Origin of the sequence: Massilia sp. NP310 (assembly GCF_019443485.1) — a bacterium.
Lineage (GTDB): Bacteria > Pseudomonadota > Gammaproteobacteria > Burkholderiales > Burkholderiaceae_D > Telluria > Telluria timonae.
Genome location: NZ_CP080379.1, coordinates 349490 through 365414, shown reverse-complemented (window position 1 = coordinate 365414; position 15925 = coordinate 349490). Strand labels below are relative to the sequence as shown.

Genomic DNA, 15925 nt, shown 5'->3' with positions numbered 1-15925 from the left:
CCGTGATATGTACGGCATCTTCCGTTTTCATGATGCCAACGGATGACATTTTTCCTTCGGCCTGAATTGTAACGACAGCGACTTAATTCTTGACTGACTCGACAATTGATACGTACACTGCCCTCTTGTCCTGTCCGTTCGTTCCTGGACGCAACACTGGAAACGCCTCATGAAGCCCATGCACGACACGAAACGCTCCATCTTCACCCTGGCCGCGCTGGCCCTCCTGGCAGCGGCGCCGCTGAGTCAGGCGATGGACGCAGCTCCGGCTTCAGGCGCCTACGCCGCGTCGAGCATCGAACGTCCGGCGCTGTCGCCGATGAAGCTGGACGCCGACGACTACCGTGAGACCGATGTCTGGGGCCGCATCCGCAGCGGCTATGCGATTCCCGACCTGAACAATGCCCTGGTGACCCGCCACACCCAGGCCTACGCGGCCCACCCGGGCAACCTGTCCCGCATTTCCGGGCGCGCCTCGCCCTATCTGTATCACGTGGTGTCGGAACTCGAAAAGCGCGGCATGCCGACCGAGCTGGCGCTGCTGCCGGTGATCGAATCGGCCTTCAATCCGCAAGCCATGTCGAGCGCCAACGCCGCCGGCCTGTGGCAGTTCGTGCCGGGCACCGGCAAGGACTTCGACCTGCGCCAGAACATGTTCAAGGACGAGCGGCGCGGCGTGATCGCCTCGACCGACGCCGCCCTGTCCTACTTGCAACGCCTGTACACGATGTTCGGCGACTGGCCGCTGGCCCTGGCGGCATATAACTGGGGCGAAGGCAATGTTCAGCGCGCCATCAAGAAAAACCAGGAACTGGGCAAGCCGACCGACTTCGACAGCCTGGCCGAGCTGATGCCGGCCGAAACCCGCAACTACGTGCCGAAGCTGCAGGCGGTCAAGAACGTGGTGGCCAATCCTTCCCAGTATGGCGTCACCCTGCCGGCAATCGACAACCAGCCTTATTTCACCACGGTCGACAAGACCAGCGACATCGACCTGGCCATCGCGGCCCAGCTGGCCGAAATGTCGCTCGACGAATTCAAGGCGCTCAATCCGCAGTTCAAGAAGCCGGTCATCATCGGCGGCGAGCGCACCAAGATCCTGCTGCCGAAAGAAAACGCCGAGAAATTCCACATCAACCTGGCGCAATGGGGCCATGCCCTGTCCACCTGGACCACGCACAAGATCACCAGCGCCCGCGTGACGATTTCCCAACTGGCCTCGAAATTCGGCACCACGCCCGAAGTCATCCGCCAGGCCAACAACATCCCGCCGCAGATGCGCCTGAAGGCCGGCTCGACGATCCTGGTGCCGAAGACCTCGGCCTCGAACCAGGGCGACATCGCCGAGAACATCATCGAGAACGCCGTGCTGGCCTTCGAGAGCGACCGCAGCAAGGCCAAGCGCAATGCCTCGCGCTTCAAGGCCAAGGCGGGCGCCAGCAAGAGCGGCAAGCGCATCGCCCGCAATACCTCGTCCGCGCGCAAGCAGCGCTGATATATTGCCGTGCAGCATTAACTGCACGGTTTAATGCGCTGTCGTGCAAAGAACCGGAAAAACCTGTATAGTTCCGTTTGTGCGCTGCGACATCGCGCCCGCATCATGAACTTCATGAGCCGGTGATAGCAGCGTCAGCAGTACAACAAGCAGCTACGCAAACCCCAGGCAGCTCGATCAGAGCGCCTTTCCAAAGCCTCCCGCCTTGCGTGTCGTTTCCAGACACCGTCCCGGCGCAAAGCTTTTGTGCCGAAATTTCTTTCATTACTGAGTCATTTCGTTTGTCGGTTCGCGTTGCATTTTTACGTTCGCGCCACATGTGCGAACGTGCATGATTTATTCCGAAAGTAAAGAACACATGAGTTTTGAAGCACTAGGCCTGCACGCGTCCATCGTCCAGGCAGTGGCCGACACCGGCTATACCAATCCGACCCCGGTCCAGGCGCAAGCCATCCCCGCGGCCATCGCGCGCCGCGACCTGCTGGTCTCGTCGCAAACCGGTTCGGGCAAGACCGCGGCCTTCATGCTGCCGGCCCTGCACCACCTGGCGAACGCCGAGCCTGCTCCTGCCGGCAAGACTCCTGCGCAAGAAGCGCAGGCTGCCCGCGCACGCGGCGAACGCGTCCGTTTCAAGCCGGCCCAGCCGAAGATGCTGGTCCTGACCCCGACCCGCGAGCTGGCCCTGCAAGTGACCAGCAACACCGACAAGTACACGGCCCATATGCGCCGCGTGCGTTGCGTCTCGATCCTGGGCGGCATGCCCTACCCGAAGCAGATGCAACTGCTGGCCAAGAATCCCGAGATCCTGGTGGCGACGCCGGGCCGCCTGATCGACCACATGGAATCGGGCAAGATCGACTTCTCGCAGCTCGAGATCCTGGTGCTGGACGAAGCCGACCGCATGCTCGACATGGGCTTCATCGACGACATCGAGAAGATCGTCGCCGCCACGCCGTCGACCCGCCAGACCATGCTGTTCTCGGCAACCCTGGACGGCGTCGTGGGCAATATGGCGCGCCGCATCACCAGCGACCCGCTGACGATCCAGATCGCCAGCGCCACCAACCGCCACGAGAACATCGTGCAGCGCGTGCACTTTGTCGACGACCTGTCGCACAAGAACCGCCTGCTCGACCACCTGCTGCGCGACGAGACGCTGGACCAGGCCGTGGTGTTCACCGCCACCAAGCGCGACGCCGACATGATCGCCGACCGCCTGAACATCGCCGGCTTCGCCGCCGCCGCGCTGCATGGCGACATGCACCAGGGCGCCCGCAACCGCACGCTGGACAGCCTGCGCCGCGGCAGCGTCAAGGTGCTGGTCGCAACCGACGTCGCCGCGCGCGGCATCGACGTGCCGAACATCACCCACGTGGTGAACTACGACCTGCCGAAGTTCCCCGAGGACTACGTGCACCGCATCGGCCGCACCGGCCGTGCCGGCCGCAACGGCACCGCGATCTCGCTGGTCAACCACGCCGAGAACATGAACATCCGCCGCATCGAGCGCTTCACCCGCCAGCCGATCCCGGTCAACGTGATCGAAGGCTTCGAACCGAAGCGCGCGGCGGCGCCGCGTTCGGCCGCGCGTCCGGGCTGGAAGCCGGGCGACGGCCGCAACGGCAAGCCGGCCCAGCGCGGTTTCGGCAAGCCGTCGGGTCCGCGTGAGGGTGGCTACGAGCGCGGCTACGCCGATCGCGCGCCACGCGAAGGCTATGCGGCGCGTCCGCACGGCGACCGCCCAGCCGGCGAGAGCCGTTACGCCGATCGTGGCCCGCGCGAGGGTTACGCCCCGCGCCCACAAGGCGACCGTCCGGCCGCCGACCGTGCGCCACGCGACGGCAACCGCTTCGGCGGCCCGCGCGAAGGCCAGGGCCAGCGCCGCGAAGGCGGCTACAAGGGCGCCCACCCGCGCTCGATGGACGGCGCACGCCGTTCGTTCGGCGAATAAGCATGTCCCCGCGCAGGCGGGGATCCTGACTTGGCGTCAGTGAAAAACGGCTGCTTCGGCAGCCGTTTTTTTTGGCGCCGGCCGGGGGCCAAGCATCGACGCCCGACTTGCGCGATAATTCCACGATCAACGACAACCGGACATCCCATGAGCACCACCGACCAACCCATCAAACTCACCTCGTTCTCGCACGGCGGCGGCTGCGGCTGCAAGATCGCGCCCGGCGTGCTGGCCGAGATCCTCAAGTCGTCCGGCGGCTTCCCGCTGCCGAAGGAGCTGATGGTCGGGATCGAGACCTCGGACGACGCCGCGGTCTACCAGCTCAACGACGAGCAGGCGCTGGTCGCCACCACCGATTTCTTCATGCCGATCGTCGACGACCCGTTCGACTTCGGCCGCATCGCCGCCACCAATGCGATCTCGGACGTGTACGCGATGGGCGGCACCCCGATCATGGCGCTGGCGCTGGTCGGCATGCCGATCAACAAGCTGCCGCTCGAGACCATCGGCCGGATCCTGGAAGGCGGCGCGTCGATCTGCCGCGAAGCCGGCATCCCGATCGCCGGCGGCCACACGATCGATTCCGTCGAGCCGATCTATGGCCTGGTGGTGATGGGCCTGGTGCACCCTTCGAAGGTCAAGAAGAACAGCGCCGCCCGCGCCGGCGACGTGCTGGTGCTGGGCAAGCCCCTGGGCGTGGGCGTGCTGTCGGCCGCGCTCAAGAAGGGCGTGCTGGGCGAGGAAGGCTATGCGGCCATGATCGCCAACACCACCAAGTTGAACAAGCCGGGCCGCCTGCTGGCCGACATGCCGGGCGTGCACGCCATGACCGACGTCACCGGCTTCGGCCTCTTGGGCCACCTGCTCGAAATCGCGCGCGGCGCCCAACTGCACGCGCAGCTCGACATGCCGGCGATTCCGCTGCTGCCCGGCGTGCTGCAACTGGCGCACGACGGCTTCTTCACCGGCGCTTCGAGCCGCAACTGGGAGGCCTATGGCAAGGACGTCCAGCTGGATGATTCCCTCACCTCGGCCCAGCGCGCGCTGCTGACCGATCCGCAAACCTCGGGCGGGCTGCTGGTGGCCTGCGATCCGGCCGCGGTCGACGACGTGCTGGCCCTGTTCGCGCGCGAAGGGTTCGCGGACGCGGCGGTGGTCGGCCGCATCGACGCCGGCGCCGCCGGCGTCAGCGTTCGCGCCTGAACGCAGCGCTGAGGGCCGCGCCAGGCCCGGCCAGCTGGAACAGGCCGGGGTCCCTCCCCGGCTGCCCCAGCACGGGCGACAGGCGCAGCTCGGCGCCGTCGAGCACCAGGCGCGCGGACGGCCATTGCAGCAGGTTGTGGCGCGGCGCCACCCCACCGGCCGGCATCGAGACCAGCCAGCTCAACGCGCCCAGCCCGCGGTCGACCAGTCCGGCGCACCAGGCATGGCTGCCGTGTACCCCGACGCGGTAGCCCGCGGCGCCGCCCAGCGCGCTGCGCACCCCGGCCAGATAGTGCTTCAGCACGCCATCGATGTCGGCCGGCGTCGTGTCCTCGCCCAGGGCGAAATAGATCGCGCTGCCGGGCGGCTGTCCGGCCGCGCGGGCCAGGTGCAGGGCCTCGGCGCCATCGCGCAAGCCCTGCTGGCGCGTGAGCCGGTCGCGCGCCCCGCATCCCTCCCATAGCGCGCCGATGCGCAGACCGGCGCCGCACAGCCGCTGCGCCTCGCCGGCGTCGAGGTTGGTCGATGGATCGCGGCTGTAGCGCCGCATGACGAAGTCGATGCCGCGCCGGCGCAGCGACGCGGCGTGGGCCGCAATGGTAAACGGCGAATCGCAGCCGCGCAGCAGTCCCATGGTGCATCTCCCGAACAGTTTTTGCGTCCGATTGGTTTTGGGCAAGAACTTACTGTGCCATTCGGGGCGTGACCTCGGATTGACTGAGCGCAACGGCATGCTCAGCTTCCGCCATCGCTGCGACCGTCGCCACGCGCAAACAGCTTGTCGCGCGCCAGCCTGCTGATCGCCACCGTGGCCGGATGGCTCATGCGGCGCTCGGTCGTGATCGCATACACCTGCTCGACCACCGACTCGACCTGGCCCAGCGCGACCAGTCCATACTGGCTGGCGACCTGGGCCGCGATCACGCTCGGCGCGAAGAACACGCCGGCGCCCGAGCGGCCGAAGGCCTGGATCATCGCGCTGTCGTCGAACTCCCCCACCACGCGCGGATGCACGTCGCAGCGCTCGAGCCAGCGCAACAGGCGCTGGTGGATCGCGAAATCCTCGCCCGGCAACAGCAGCGGCGCATTGTGCAGGCAGGCCGGGAACGGCTGGTCGAAGCTGGCCGCCAGGACCTCGGTGCAAAAGGCCGTCATCGGGCTCTCGCCCAGCAAGTGGTTATAGGCGCGCACGCTGAAGTGGCCCGGGATCGGGCGGTCGGCGATGACCAGGTCGAGCCGGTGCACCGCCAGGTCGGCGATCAGGCTGTCGAGGCGCCCTTCGCGGCAGATCAGCTTGACGGGCTCTTTCAGCTTGAGCGCCGGCTCCACCAGGTCGAAGGCGATCAGCTTGGAGACCGAGTCGGCGCAGCCGACGCGGTAGGTGGTGGTGGCGAAGGCGTGGTCGCGCACCAGCTCGAGCAGCTCGTCGCCGGTATTGAAAATCTCTTCGGCATAGCTCACGATGCGGCGCCCGGTGTCGGTCAGTTCGAGCTTGCGCCCGACCCGGCGAAACAGCTCGACGCCCAGGCTGTCGGCGAATTCGGACAGCTGGCCCGAGATCGAGTGCGGGGTCAGGTGCAGTTGCTCGGCCGCCCTGGCAATGCTGCCGGTCTTCGCCACCATCCAGAAGTAGCGCAGGTGCTTGTAATTGAGTGTCGACATGGCACGCTCTCGTAAACATCGAAAAATCCGATGTTACATCAAATAAGATTCGATTTGTGCGATGTATTGGTGCGCTCTATAGTGGGGTTTTATTATCAACCGGAGGACTGTCATGCCCCCTCGTCTCACTGCAAGTACAAGGAGTAGCCGATGAACGGATTGGAAACCATCGCAAGCCCCATGATGTGGGCCGGCTTCGTCGGCTTCGTGCTCGTCATGCTGGCGCTCGACCTGTTCGTCTTCGGCGGCAACAAGGCGCACAAGGTCAGCGTCAAGGAAGCCGGCATCTGGTCGCTGGTGTGGGTCAGCCTGGCGCTGATCTTCAATGCCGCCCTGTACTTCTACCTGAAGGACACCGCCGGCCCTGAAATCGCGAGCCAGAAATCACTCGAATTCTTCTCGGGCTACCTGATCGAGAAAGCGCTGTCGGTCGACAACGTGTTCGTGTTCCTGCTGATCTTCACCGCCTTCCAGGTGCCGCAGCAATACCAGCGCCGCGTCCTGATCTATGGCGTGCTCGGTGCGATCATCATGCGCGCCATCATGATCAGCGCCGGCGCCTGGGTCGTGAGCGAATTCAGCTGGGTCCTGTACCTGTTCGGCGCCTTCCTGCTGTTCACCGGTATCCGCATGCTGGTGGCGGTCGACGAAGAACCGGACGTGGCCAACAACCCGATCCTGAAGCTGGCGCGCAAGCACCTGCGGGTGGCCGAGGGCGACCATGGCGAGAAGTTCTTCGTGCGCAAGGACGGCCTGCGTTACGTGACGCCGCTGTTCCTGGTGCTGATCCTGATCGAGGTGACCGACCTGATCTTCGCGGTGGACTCGATCCCGGCAATCTTCGCGATCACGACCGACCCGTTCATCGTGTTTACGTCGAACATGTTCGCGATCCTGGGCCTGCGTGCGCTGTACTTCCTGCTGGTCGACGTGGCTGACCGCTTCCACCTGCTCAAGTATGGCCTGGCGATGGTCCTGACCTTCATCGGCGTCAAGATGCTGATCATGCCGTGGTATCACGTGCCGGTGCAGGCTTCGCTGACCGTCGTCGCCGTGCTGATCGCTGGCAGCTGCATCGCCAGCCTGATGATCAAGCCGAAGGGCGAAGCGAAGTAAGAAGCAAAGTAAGAAGCAAAGAACGCCGCTGGCGCGAGGTCGACGATGTCAGCCACGCGCCAGCGGCGGAATATCGCAGGCCGGCTGCGCCGGCGGCTCCCCGCCGCCGGCCTGCCCCACCCGCTCGTATTCGGCGATCACCTGGGCTCCCAGCAGCAGCAAGGTGGCGGCGATCTCCAGCGAGAACATCACCACGATCGCGGTCGTCATCGAGCCATACACCAGGTTCACCTGCGACAGCGTCGAGAAATACCAGACCAGCACGTGGCGCGCGATTTCCCACAGCAGCGCCGCCGTCGCGCCGCCGATGAAGGCATGCCAGATCGACAGCCGTCCCACCGGCATCACCAGGTAGATCGAGGTCAGCACCAGGATCTCGCCCGCCAGTCCCAGCAGGTACAGCAGTATTCCCGACACCCCGCCCAGCGACCACTTGTAGTTGAACAGCCAGACGCTCTCGGACCCCATCACCTGCAGCGCGCCGGCGACCAGCGTTACCACCATGATGCCGATGCCCAACGCCAGGATATAGCAATAAGGCAGCACGGCCGAGACCAGAAAATGGCGCCGCCGCACCGCGACCCGGTGCACGAAGATCACGCTCATCGCATTTTCCAGCACGGTAAACGCGAGCGAGCTGAAAAACAGCATGGTCAGCGCCAGCACCCAGGTCAGCAGCTGGCGGTCCTGCAGGAAGTTGGCGACCTCGGTCACGATCGGGCGCGACTGGCCCGGCACCAGCAGCTCGAGATAGCGGCGCAAGGTGTCGAGCAGCTCTACCGGATCGATGAAATGCGACAGCGCCACCACCACCAGCATCAGGAACGGCACGATCGACAGCAGCGCGTAATAGGCGACGGCGCCGGCCAGCAGCAGGCCCTGGTTGGCGCGAAAGCCGCGCAGCACCTGCAGGGTGAACCTGAGGGGATGCGACAGGATATAGATATTGGCGCGCTGGTCCTTCAGGCGCGCGCGCCAGTCACGCCGGCGGCTCATCTCGCCAGCCGGATGCCGGTGAACTGCCAGCGTGCGCCGGACGGGAAGAAGTTGCGGTAGCTGGCGCGCGCATGGCCCTCGGGCGTGGCGCAGGACGAGCCGCGCAGCACGTACTGGTTGACCATGAACTTGCCGTTGTATTCGCCGATGGCGCCCGGCGCCGGAGAATAGCCGGGATATGGCGCGTAGCTGCTGCCCGTCCACTGCCAGCAGGCGCCGAACATCTGCTGCAGGCCGGCGCCGCTGGCCGCCGCCGGATGATGCACAGGCACTCCGCCCAGGCTCGACTGGCGCGCGGCAAATTCCCATTCCGCCTCGGTAGGCAAGCGTGCGCCGCGCCAGCGCGCGTAAGCGTCGGCCTCGTACAACGAGACGTGGGTGACGGGACGCTCAGGGTCGAGCGGCTGCACGCCGTGCAGGGTGAACTCGTGCCAGCCGTCGTCCTGTTCGATCCAGTACAGCGGCCGGGTGATCTCGCCCGAGCAGACGCGGTCCCAGCCCTCGGCCAGCCACAGGCTCGGGTCGCGGTAGCCGCCGGCCTCGATGAAGGCCCGGTACTCTCCGTTGGTGACGAGGCGTGAGGCCAGCGCGAACGGCGCCACATAGGTGCGGTGGCGCGGCAGCTCGTTGTCGAAGCAAAAGCCCATGCCCTTGTGGCCGATCTCGGCCAGTCCGCCTTCGAACGGCAGCCACTCGAGCTGCGGCGCCGGCTCGGATGCCGCCAGCGGATCGGCCGCATAGGCCGGATACAGGGGATTGCCCGCCAGCAGGTGCTTGACGTCGGTGAGCATCAGCTCCTGGTGCTGCTGCTCGTGCTGCAGGCCTAGTTCCACCAACGCCGCCAGCGCGTCGTCGATGCCGCGCGCCAGCAAGGCGTCCATGCGGCGGTCGACGTCGTGGCGGTAGGCTTTCACTTCGCCCAGCGACGGCCGCGTGAGCAGGCCGCGCTGCGGGCGCGGATGCTTGTCGCCGACGCCGTTGTAATAGGAGTTGAAGATGACCCGGAACGCCGGGTGGAACGGCGCGAAGCCCGGCTCGCGCGGCTCGAGGATGAAAGTCTCGAAGAACCAGGTGGTGTGCGCCAGGTGCCACTTGATCGGGCTCGCGTCGGGCATCGACTGCGCGCAGCAATCCTCGTCGGACAACGCCTCGGCAAGGTGCAGCGAACGGCCGCGCACCCGGGCGAAGGTGCGCGGCAGGCCCTCGTCGCGCAGCATGTTCATGGGGAGATGGCCTGTGCGTGGATCACCGCGAACCAGCGCTGGGGATCGGTCCAGACGCGGGTCGCCTCGAAGCCAGAACGCTCCAGCAGCCCGATGGCGTCGGCCTGCTGGTATTTATAGCTGTTCTCGGTGTGGATGCAGTCGCCCGCCTCGAAGCGGCGCGCGCCGCCGCGCCAGTGCACCTCTTGCGGCGTGCGCGCCTCGAGGTGCATCTCGATGCGTCCGCGCGCGGGGTTGTAGAAGCCGTGGTGGCGCCACTGGCGGATGTCGAAATCGGCGTCGACCAGCCGGTTCACGTGGCGCAGGATGTTCAGGTTGAAGGCGGCGGTCACGCCCAGCGCGTCGTCATAGGCGGCGTCGAGCGTGGCTTTATCCTTGGCCAGGTCGATGCCGATCAGGATGCCGCCATCCGGCCCGCACTGCGCGCGCAGGCGCTTCAGGAAGGCCTGCGCATCCTCGGGCGTGAAATTGCCGATCGAGGAGCCGGGATAGAAGAACAGGCGGCGCTCGGCGCGCACCTGGTCGGGCAATTCGAAACGGTTCGAGAAATCCATGCCCAGCGCTTCCATCGCGATCTGCGGGAAGCGCTGGCGCAGGCGCGCCAGGGCGTCATGGGTGAATTCGCTGGAGATGTCGACCGCCACGTATTGCGCCGGCTGCAGGAGCGGAAACAGCTTGGCCGCCTTGGCGCAGTTGCCGGCGCCGAGGTCGATCAGGGTGGTCCCAAGGCCGGCCACGCGCGCGATCTCGGCGCCATGGCGTTCGAAGATCGCGGCCTCGGTGCGGGTCGGGTAATATTCGGGCAGTTCGCAGATGGCCTCGAACAGCTTGGAGCCGAGCGCGTCGTACAGGAATTTGGGCGAGATGCAGGCATCATCGGCGCCCAGGCCGGCGTGCAGCTCTTGCGCGTCGTGGGCGTTGGCAACGGCGGCCTGGCGCTCGTCGGATGTGCAGGTTGTCAGCATAAGGTTTATCATTCGTGCCGCCACGCCGCACCATGCGAGATGGCATATGAGGATGTCTTCTATCGTTGCTGTTTTTACCATCATAGCGGATTCCCCCGATTCGCTGTGCGCGCGACAATTCAAGCGTGCAGGGTTTGCCCTGCGACATTTCTAAGTTGAAATATGGATCAGCGACTTCATTGGGAGACCGTGTACCGCACCAAGGCGCCGGATGCGGTGAGCTGGTACGCCCCGCACCTGGACACCTCGCTCGCCCTGATCGGGCGCAGCGCCGGCGCGCCCTCGGCCGCCATCATCGACGTCGGCGGCGGCGAAGCCACGCTGGTCGACGACCTGCTGGCGCGCGGCTACACCGACGTGTCCGTGCTGGACATCTCGGCCGAGGCGATCCGCGTCGCCCGCGCGCGCCTGGGCGCCCGGGCCGGGCGGGCCCAGTGGCTGGTGGGAGACATCACGAAGGCCGAGCTGCCGGAACGGCGCTACGACGTCTGGCACGACCGCGCCGTGTTCCACTTCCTGCTCGAACCCGCGCACAGGGCGGCCTACGTGCGCCAGGTGGCGCGCGCCATGCGCCCGGGCGGCAGCGTGATCGTCGCCACCTTCGGCCCCGAAGGACCCACCAAATGCAGCGGCCTGGACATCGTGCGCTATGACGCCGAAGGCTTGCACGACGAGTTCGGCCCGGCCTTCCGCCTGGTCGAAAGCCGCACCGAACTGCACCGGACGCCGTTCGGCACGACACAGCAATTCGTCTATTGTTTTTGCCGGGTGGAATGATCGGCCTTTATAATTCGTATTCCGTCCCGATTAACCATCAATGAAGAACACCATGACCATGTCCCTTCGCCGTCACGTCCTGAAAACCCTGTGCGCAGCTGTTGCCGGCACAATGCTGATCGCAGGCGCCGCGAGCGCCCAGAGCAATGGCGTGCTGCGCGTCTCGGCCATCCCCGACGAATCGCCGACCGAACTGCAGCGCAAGTTCAAGCCGCTGGGCGAATACCTGGCCAAGGCCACCGGCCTGAAGGTCGAGTTCACCCCGGTGACCGACTACGCCGCCTCGGTCGAAGGTCTGATCAACCGCAAGATCGACATGGTCTGGTTCGGCGGCTTCACCTTCGTGCAAGCCAACGTGCGCAGCAAGGGCCAGGTGACCCCGCTGGTGCAGCGCGAGGAAGACGAGAAATTCCGCTCGGTCTTCATCACCACCGTGCCTGGCATCACCAAGCTGGAAGACCTGAAGGGCAAGACCCTGGCCTTCGGTTCGGAATCGTCGACCTCGGGCCACCTGATGCCGCGCTCCTTCCTGTTGCAAGCCAAGATCAACCCGGACACCGACCTGAAGCGCATCGCCTTCTCGGGCGCGCATGACGCGACCGTGGCGGCCGTGGCCGGCGGCAAGGTCGATGCCGGCGCGCTGAACATCTCGGTCTGGGAAAAGCTGGTCGAGAGCAAGAAGGTCGATCCGAAGCAGGTGCGCGTGTTCTACACCACCCCGGGCTATTTCGACTACAACTGGACCGTGCGCACCGACATGGATCCGGCGGTCAAGAAGAAGATCACCGACGCCTTCCTGGCGCTGGACGGCTCGACCGCCGAAGGCAAGCAGATCCTCGACCTGCAGCGCGCGACGAAATTCGTGCCGACCAGAACCGCCAACTATGGCGCGATCGAAGCCGCCGCACGCAATGCGGGCCTGCTGAAGTAATCCGGGAAAGCGATTCACCATGGCGACCTACCGCCTGCGCGGCCTGACCGTGCGCCACCTGGCCGGCAGCCGCGCGCCGGCCCTGCACGCGCTCGACCTCACGATCCGCGCCGGCGAGCAGGTCGCCCTGATCGGCCCTTCCGGGGCCGGCAAGACCACCCTGCTGTCCACCCTCGCCTGCGCCCACCGGCCGGCCGAGGGCGCCCTGGAGATCTTCGGCCAGGACCCGTGGCGGCTGAACGGGGCCGAGCGCCACCACCTGCGCTCGCGCCTGTTCCTGGCGCCGCAGGCGCCGCCCCTGCCGCCGCGCCAGCGCGTGGTGACGGCGGTGCTGGCCGCCCGCCTGCCGCACTGGTCGCTGTGGCAGGCCCTGGCCTCGCTGGTGCGCCCGCAGGATCCCGACGCCGCGCATGCCGCGCTGGCGCGTTTTTCGCTGGGCGACAAGCTGTATGCGCGGGTCGACCGCCTGTCCGGCGGCGAACGCCAGCGCTGCGGCCTGGCGCGCCTGCTGCTCTCGAACGCCGAAGCGCTGCTGGTCGACGAGCCGATCTCGGCGCTCGACCCGGCGCTCGCGCGCCACACCCTGGCCACGCTGCGCCAGGAAGCGCAGGGGCGCAACGCGACCCTGGTGTGCAGCCTGCACCAGGTCGAACTGGCGCGCGAACAGTTCCCGCGCCTGGTCGGACTGCGCGACGGCCGCATCGTGTTCGATGCGCCGCGCGAAGACGTCAGCGACGCCATGATCGCCGAGCTGTACGCCAATGAAACGGTCGAGCCGGCGCCCGCCACCCTGCACGAGACACCCGGCCAGATCGCCGTCGGCGCCTGCTTCTGATGAGCGCCGCTGCAGTTCTTCACCGCGATCCCGCGTGGCGCACGCGCGTCACCTGGGCCGCGATCTTCGTCGTCCTGCTGTACCCGCTGCTGGCCGGCGCCGAATTCAAGCCCTGGCTGCTGTTCGACGCGCAAAGCCTGCGCGCGGCCGGGATGTTCCTGTCCGATTTCCTCGTCCCCGCCGTCGAACCCGACTTCCTGGCGATGGTGCTGCGCGAGACCTGGCAGACGGTGGCGATCGCCACCGCCGGCCTCACGCTGGCCTTGCTGGTGGCGATTCCCGCCACCTTCGTCATCACCGAGCGCCTGTCGATCTCGCGCCTGGGCACCGGCCGCGTGCATCCGTTCGCGGCGCTCGTGCGCCAGGGCCTGCGCTGGATCCTGATGGTCTTGCGCTCGGTGCCCGAACTCGTATGGGCGCTGCTGTTCGTGCGCATCGTCGGCCTGGGGCCGACCGCCGGCGTGCTGGCGATCGCCCTGTCGTACAGCGGCATGCTGGCCAAGGTGTATGCCGAGATCCTCGAGTCGAGCGACGCCCATGCCACCGACGTCCTGCTCGCCAACGGCGCCGGCCGCCTGCCGGCGCTGCTGTACGGCGCCCTGCCCGATTCGAGCGCCGAACTGGTGTCGTACACCGTGTACCGCTGGGAGTGCGCGATCCGCGGCTCGGCGGTGATGGGCTTCGTCGGCGCCGGCGGCCTGGGCCAGCGCCTGGACGAATCGACCAAGATGATGGCCGGCGCCGAAGTCGCCACCATGCTGATCGTGTTCGTGCTGCTGGTGGCGGCGGCCGACCTGGTGTCGAAGATGCTGCGCCGGAGGCTGGGATGAAGCCATCGACCTTGCCTCCAGCGCCTCCACGCGACCTCAGGACCTGGCTGATCCTGCTTGGCCTGCTGGCCCTGGTCGTGGCCAGCTTCGCCTCGCTGCCGCTGCAGTGGAGCGCCTTCTTCACCGCCGAGGCGATCGATTCAGCCCGCGAATTCCTGGCCGGCTTCGCGCCGCCCGAGACCGGCACGCCCTTCCTGCTCAAGACCCTGGGCGCGTTGTGGGAGACGCTGGCCATGTCGGCCATCGGCACCCTGCTCGCCGCCGCCGTCGGCCTGCCGCTGGCGCTGGCCGGCGCCGGACGCCTGGGCCGCGCGGCGCGGCTCGTGACGCGCCTGGTGCTCAATGTGCTGCGCTCGATTCCCGAACTGGTGTGGGCCGCGGTGCTGCTGGTGCTGGCCGGCCTGGGGCCGATGGCCGGCACCCTGGCGCTGGCCGCGCACACGGCCGGGGTGCTGGGACGCCTATTCGCCGACGCCCTGGAAAACGTCGAGCCGCATGCCGAGCAGAGCCTGCGCACCAACGGCGCGCGGCCGCTGGCGGCCTTCCTGTACGCTACGCTGCCCCAGGCGCTGCCGCAGATGCTGTCGTATACGCTGTACCGCTGGGAGAACAATATTCGCGCGGCGGCGGTGCTGGGCGTGGTCGGGGCAGGCGGCCTGGGCCAGATGCTGAAGTACCACCTGTCGCTGTTCCAGATGCCCAGCGCGGCCACCGTGGTGATCGCGATGCTGGTGCTGGTGGCCCTGGTCGATGCGGCCAGCTACCTGCTGCGGCGTGCCCTCACCCGCTAGACCCTCGCTAGATCCATATCGCCTGCATGCTCGAACTCGACCAGCTCACCAAATCCTACGGCGGCCGCGCGGTGCTCGCCCAGCTGTCGCATGTGTTCCAGGCCGGCGAGTTCGTGGCGATCATGGGCGAATCGGGCGTCGGCAAATCGACCCTGCTCAACCTCATCGCGGGGCTCGACATGCCGGATGCCGGCCAGGTGATCGTGGACGGCGCGCCGATGTCCAGCCTCGACGACGACGCCGCCACCCGCCTGCGGCGCACCCGCATGGGCTTCATCTTCCAGGCCTTCCACGTGCTGCCGCACCTGACCCTGCGCCAGAACGTGGCGCTGCCGCTCCTGCTCAACAAGGAGTCCGGCGCGCGCGCGGAGGAACGCGTCACCGCGATGCTGGAAGCCGTCGGGCTAGGAGGACGGGGCGGCGATTTCCCGCGCCAGCTGTCGGGCGGCGAACTGCAGCGGGTGGCGATCGCGCGCGCCCTGGTGCACCGCCCGGCCCTGCTGCTGGCGGACGAGCCGACCGGCAATCTTGACCCGGAAACGGCCGACGTGATCCTCCAGCTCTTGCGCCATGAAACGCGCGCCCACGGCGCCGGCGCCATCATGGTCACCCACTCCCACGCCGCGGCCGCCATGGCCGACAAGGTGCTGTTGCTCACCCATTCCGGCCTGAAATTAGCATAAGTTCCTGGAAGAAACGCACAATTGCGCCATTTTTAGTTAAATTTCGCGAATCGTGCGCAACATAATCGTAGTAATATCACAACGACCCGCCGCGATAAAGCGAATACAACAGGCGGGGCTACTTTTCCAGAACGGTCGATCTGTCTTGAATCATGTTTTCATATTGGAGAATCGACATGAGCGTACGACAGAAAAAACAGGAAATGCTCGAGGCCATGCATCGAGCGCGGGCACTCGAGCCCTCGAGTTTCGTGCCCAACAAATTGCTCGACACGCTAATCGAGCGCCTGCAGCTGAAGAACGACGCGGAGCTGTGCCGCGTGCTCGAAGTGCAGCCGCCGATCATCAGCAAGATCCGCCACCGCAAACTCAACGTCGGCGCAACCATCCTGCTGCGCATGCACGAGAAGTCGAACATCCCGATCCGCGAACTCAAGGAATTGACGAGCGCGTCGGCGATCCACTAG

At 66.5% G+C, this 15925-nt stretch carries 16 protein-coding genes; 11 read left to right on the top strand and 5 right to left on the bottom strand.

The window, feature by feature from the left end:
- Positions 1–169: 169 nt before the first annotated feature.
- From KY496_RS01695 to selD, 3 genes are all read left to right on the top strand, one after another.
- Positions 170–1495 (top strand): transglycosylase SLT domain-containing protein, encoded by a 1326-nt coding sequence (locus tag KY496_RS01695; protein ID WP_219863588.1) that lies wholly within the window; start codon positions 170–172, stop codon positions 1493–1495.
- Positions 1496–1853: 358 nt separating this feature from the next.
- Entirely contained in the window at positions 1854–3446 is a 1593-nt protein-coding gene (locus KY496_RS01690; protein WP_040777672.1) for a DEAD/DEAH box helicase, read from the top strand.
- 147 nt (positions 3447–3593) lie between these two features.
- Positions 3594–4649: a selenide, water dikinase SelD gene (gene selD, locus KY496_RS01685; protein ID WP_219863586.1), complete on the top strand. Its 1056-nt coding sequence runs from the start codon at positions 3594–3596 to the stop codon at positions 4647–4649.
- Here the strand turns inward: selD and KY496_RS01680 are convergent.
- Positions 4633–5283 carry a glycoside hydrolase domain-containing protein gene (locus tag KY496_RS01680; RefSeq protein WP_005669683.1) on the bottom strand — a complete coding sequence of 217 codons (651 nt, stop codon included), beginning with the start codon at positions 5281–5283 and terminating at the stop codon, positions 4633–4635. The genes selD and KY496_RS01680 overlap by 17 nt on opposite strands.
- A 101-nt stretch (positions 5284–5384) precedes the next feature.
- On the bottom strand, positions 5385–6311 hold the full coding sequence (nhaR, locus tag KY496_RS01675; RefSeq protein ID WP_184239510.1) for a transcriptional activator NhaR: 927 nt from the start codon (positions 6309–6311) through the stop codon (positions 5385–5387).
- A gap of 150 nt (positions 6312–6461) precedes the next feature.
- Between nhaR and KY496_RS01670 the strand changes: the two genes are divergently transcribed.
- Positions 6462–7427, top strand: coding sequence for a TerC family protein (locus KY496_RS01670; RefSeq protein WP_005669679.1), 966 nt, complete (start codon positions 6462–6464; stop codon positions 7425–7427).
- A 48-nt stretch (positions 7428–7475) separates the two neighbouring features.
- On the opposite strand, the gene KY496_RS01665 is transcribed toward KY496_RS01670, so the two are convergent.
- From KY496_RS01665 to egtD, 3 genes are read right to left on the bottom strand one after another with little or no spacing between them, the layout of a single operon-like run.
- Positions 7476–8423 carry a YihY/virulence factor BrkB family protein gene (locus KY496_RS01665; RefSeq protein WP_005669677.1) on the bottom strand — a complete coding sequence of 316 codons (948 nt, stop codon included), beginning with the start codon at positions 8421–8423 and terminating at the stop codon, positions 7476–7478.
- The gene (gene egtB / locus KY496_RS01660) at positions 8420–9646 is read right to left on the bottom strand and encodes an ergothioneine biosynthesis protein EgtB (RefSeq protein WP_219863584.1); all 1227 of its coding nucleotides are present in this window, start codon (positions 9644–9646) and stop codon (positions 8420–8422) included. Before egtB ends, KY496_RS01665 begins: the two co-directional genes overlap by 4 nt.
- Positions 9643–10611: an L-histidine N(alpha)-methyltransferase gene (gene egtD, locus KY496_RS01655; protein ID WP_157225686.1), complete on the bottom strand. Its 969-nt coding sequence runs from the start codon at positions 10609–10611 to the stop codon at positions 9643–9645. Before egtD ends, egtB begins: the two co-directional genes overlap by 4 nt.
- 162 nt (positions 10612–10773) lie before the next feature.
- On the opposite strand from egtD, the gene KY496_RS01650 reads away from it, so the two are divergent.
- The 7 genes from KY496_RS01650 to KY496_RS01620 all read left to right on the top strand — a co-directional run bounded on the left by KY496_RS01650 (position 10774) and on the right by KY496_RS01620 (position 15925).
- Positions 10774–11388, top strand: a complete 615-nt coding sequence (locus KY496_RS01650) for a class I SAM-dependent methyltransferase (RefSeq protein WP_184239518.1) — start codon at positions 10774–10776, stop codon at positions 11386–11388.
- Between the two features lie 52 nt (positions 11389–11440).
- Positions 11441–12319: a putative selenate ABC transporter substrate-binding protein gene (locus tag KY496_RS01645; RefSeq protein WP_219863583.1), complete on the top strand. Its 879-nt coding sequence runs from the start codon at positions 11441–11443 to the stop codon at positions 12317–12319.
- A 19-nt stretch (positions 12320–12338) separates the two neighbouring features.
- Complete coding sequence (locus KY496_RS01640) at positions 12339–13154, top strand: phosphonate ABC transporter ATP-binding protein (RefSeq protein WP_219863581.1); 816 nt, start codon at positions 12339–12341, stop codon at positions 13152–13154.
- Complete coding sequence (locus KY496_RS01635; RefSeq protein WP_219863579.1) at positions 13154–13984, top strand: ABC transporter permease; 831 nt, start codon at positions 13154–13156, stop codon at positions 13982–13984. Before KY496_RS01640 ends, KY496_RS01635 begins: the two co-directional genes overlap by 1 nt.
- On the top strand, positions 13981–14775 hold the full coding sequence (gene phnE / locus KY496_RS01630) for a phosphonate ABC transporter, permease protein PhnE (protein ID WP_219863577.1): 795 nt from the start codon (positions 13981–13983) through the stop codon (positions 14773–14775). Before KY496_RS01635 ends, phnE begins: the two co-directional genes overlap by 4 nt.
- Positions 14776–14801: 26 nt before the next feature.
- Positions 14802–15458 (top strand): ABC transporter ATP-binding protein, encoded by a 657-nt coding sequence (locus tag KY496_RS01625; protein ID WP_219863575.1) that lies wholly within the window; start codon positions 14802–14804, stop codon positions 15456–15458.
- Between the two features lie 176 nt (positions 15459–15634).
- Positions 15635–15925, top strand: coding sequence for a hypothetical protein (locus KY496_RS01620; RefSeq protein ID WP_005669661.1), 291 nt, complete (start codon positions 15635–15637; stop codon positions 15923–15925).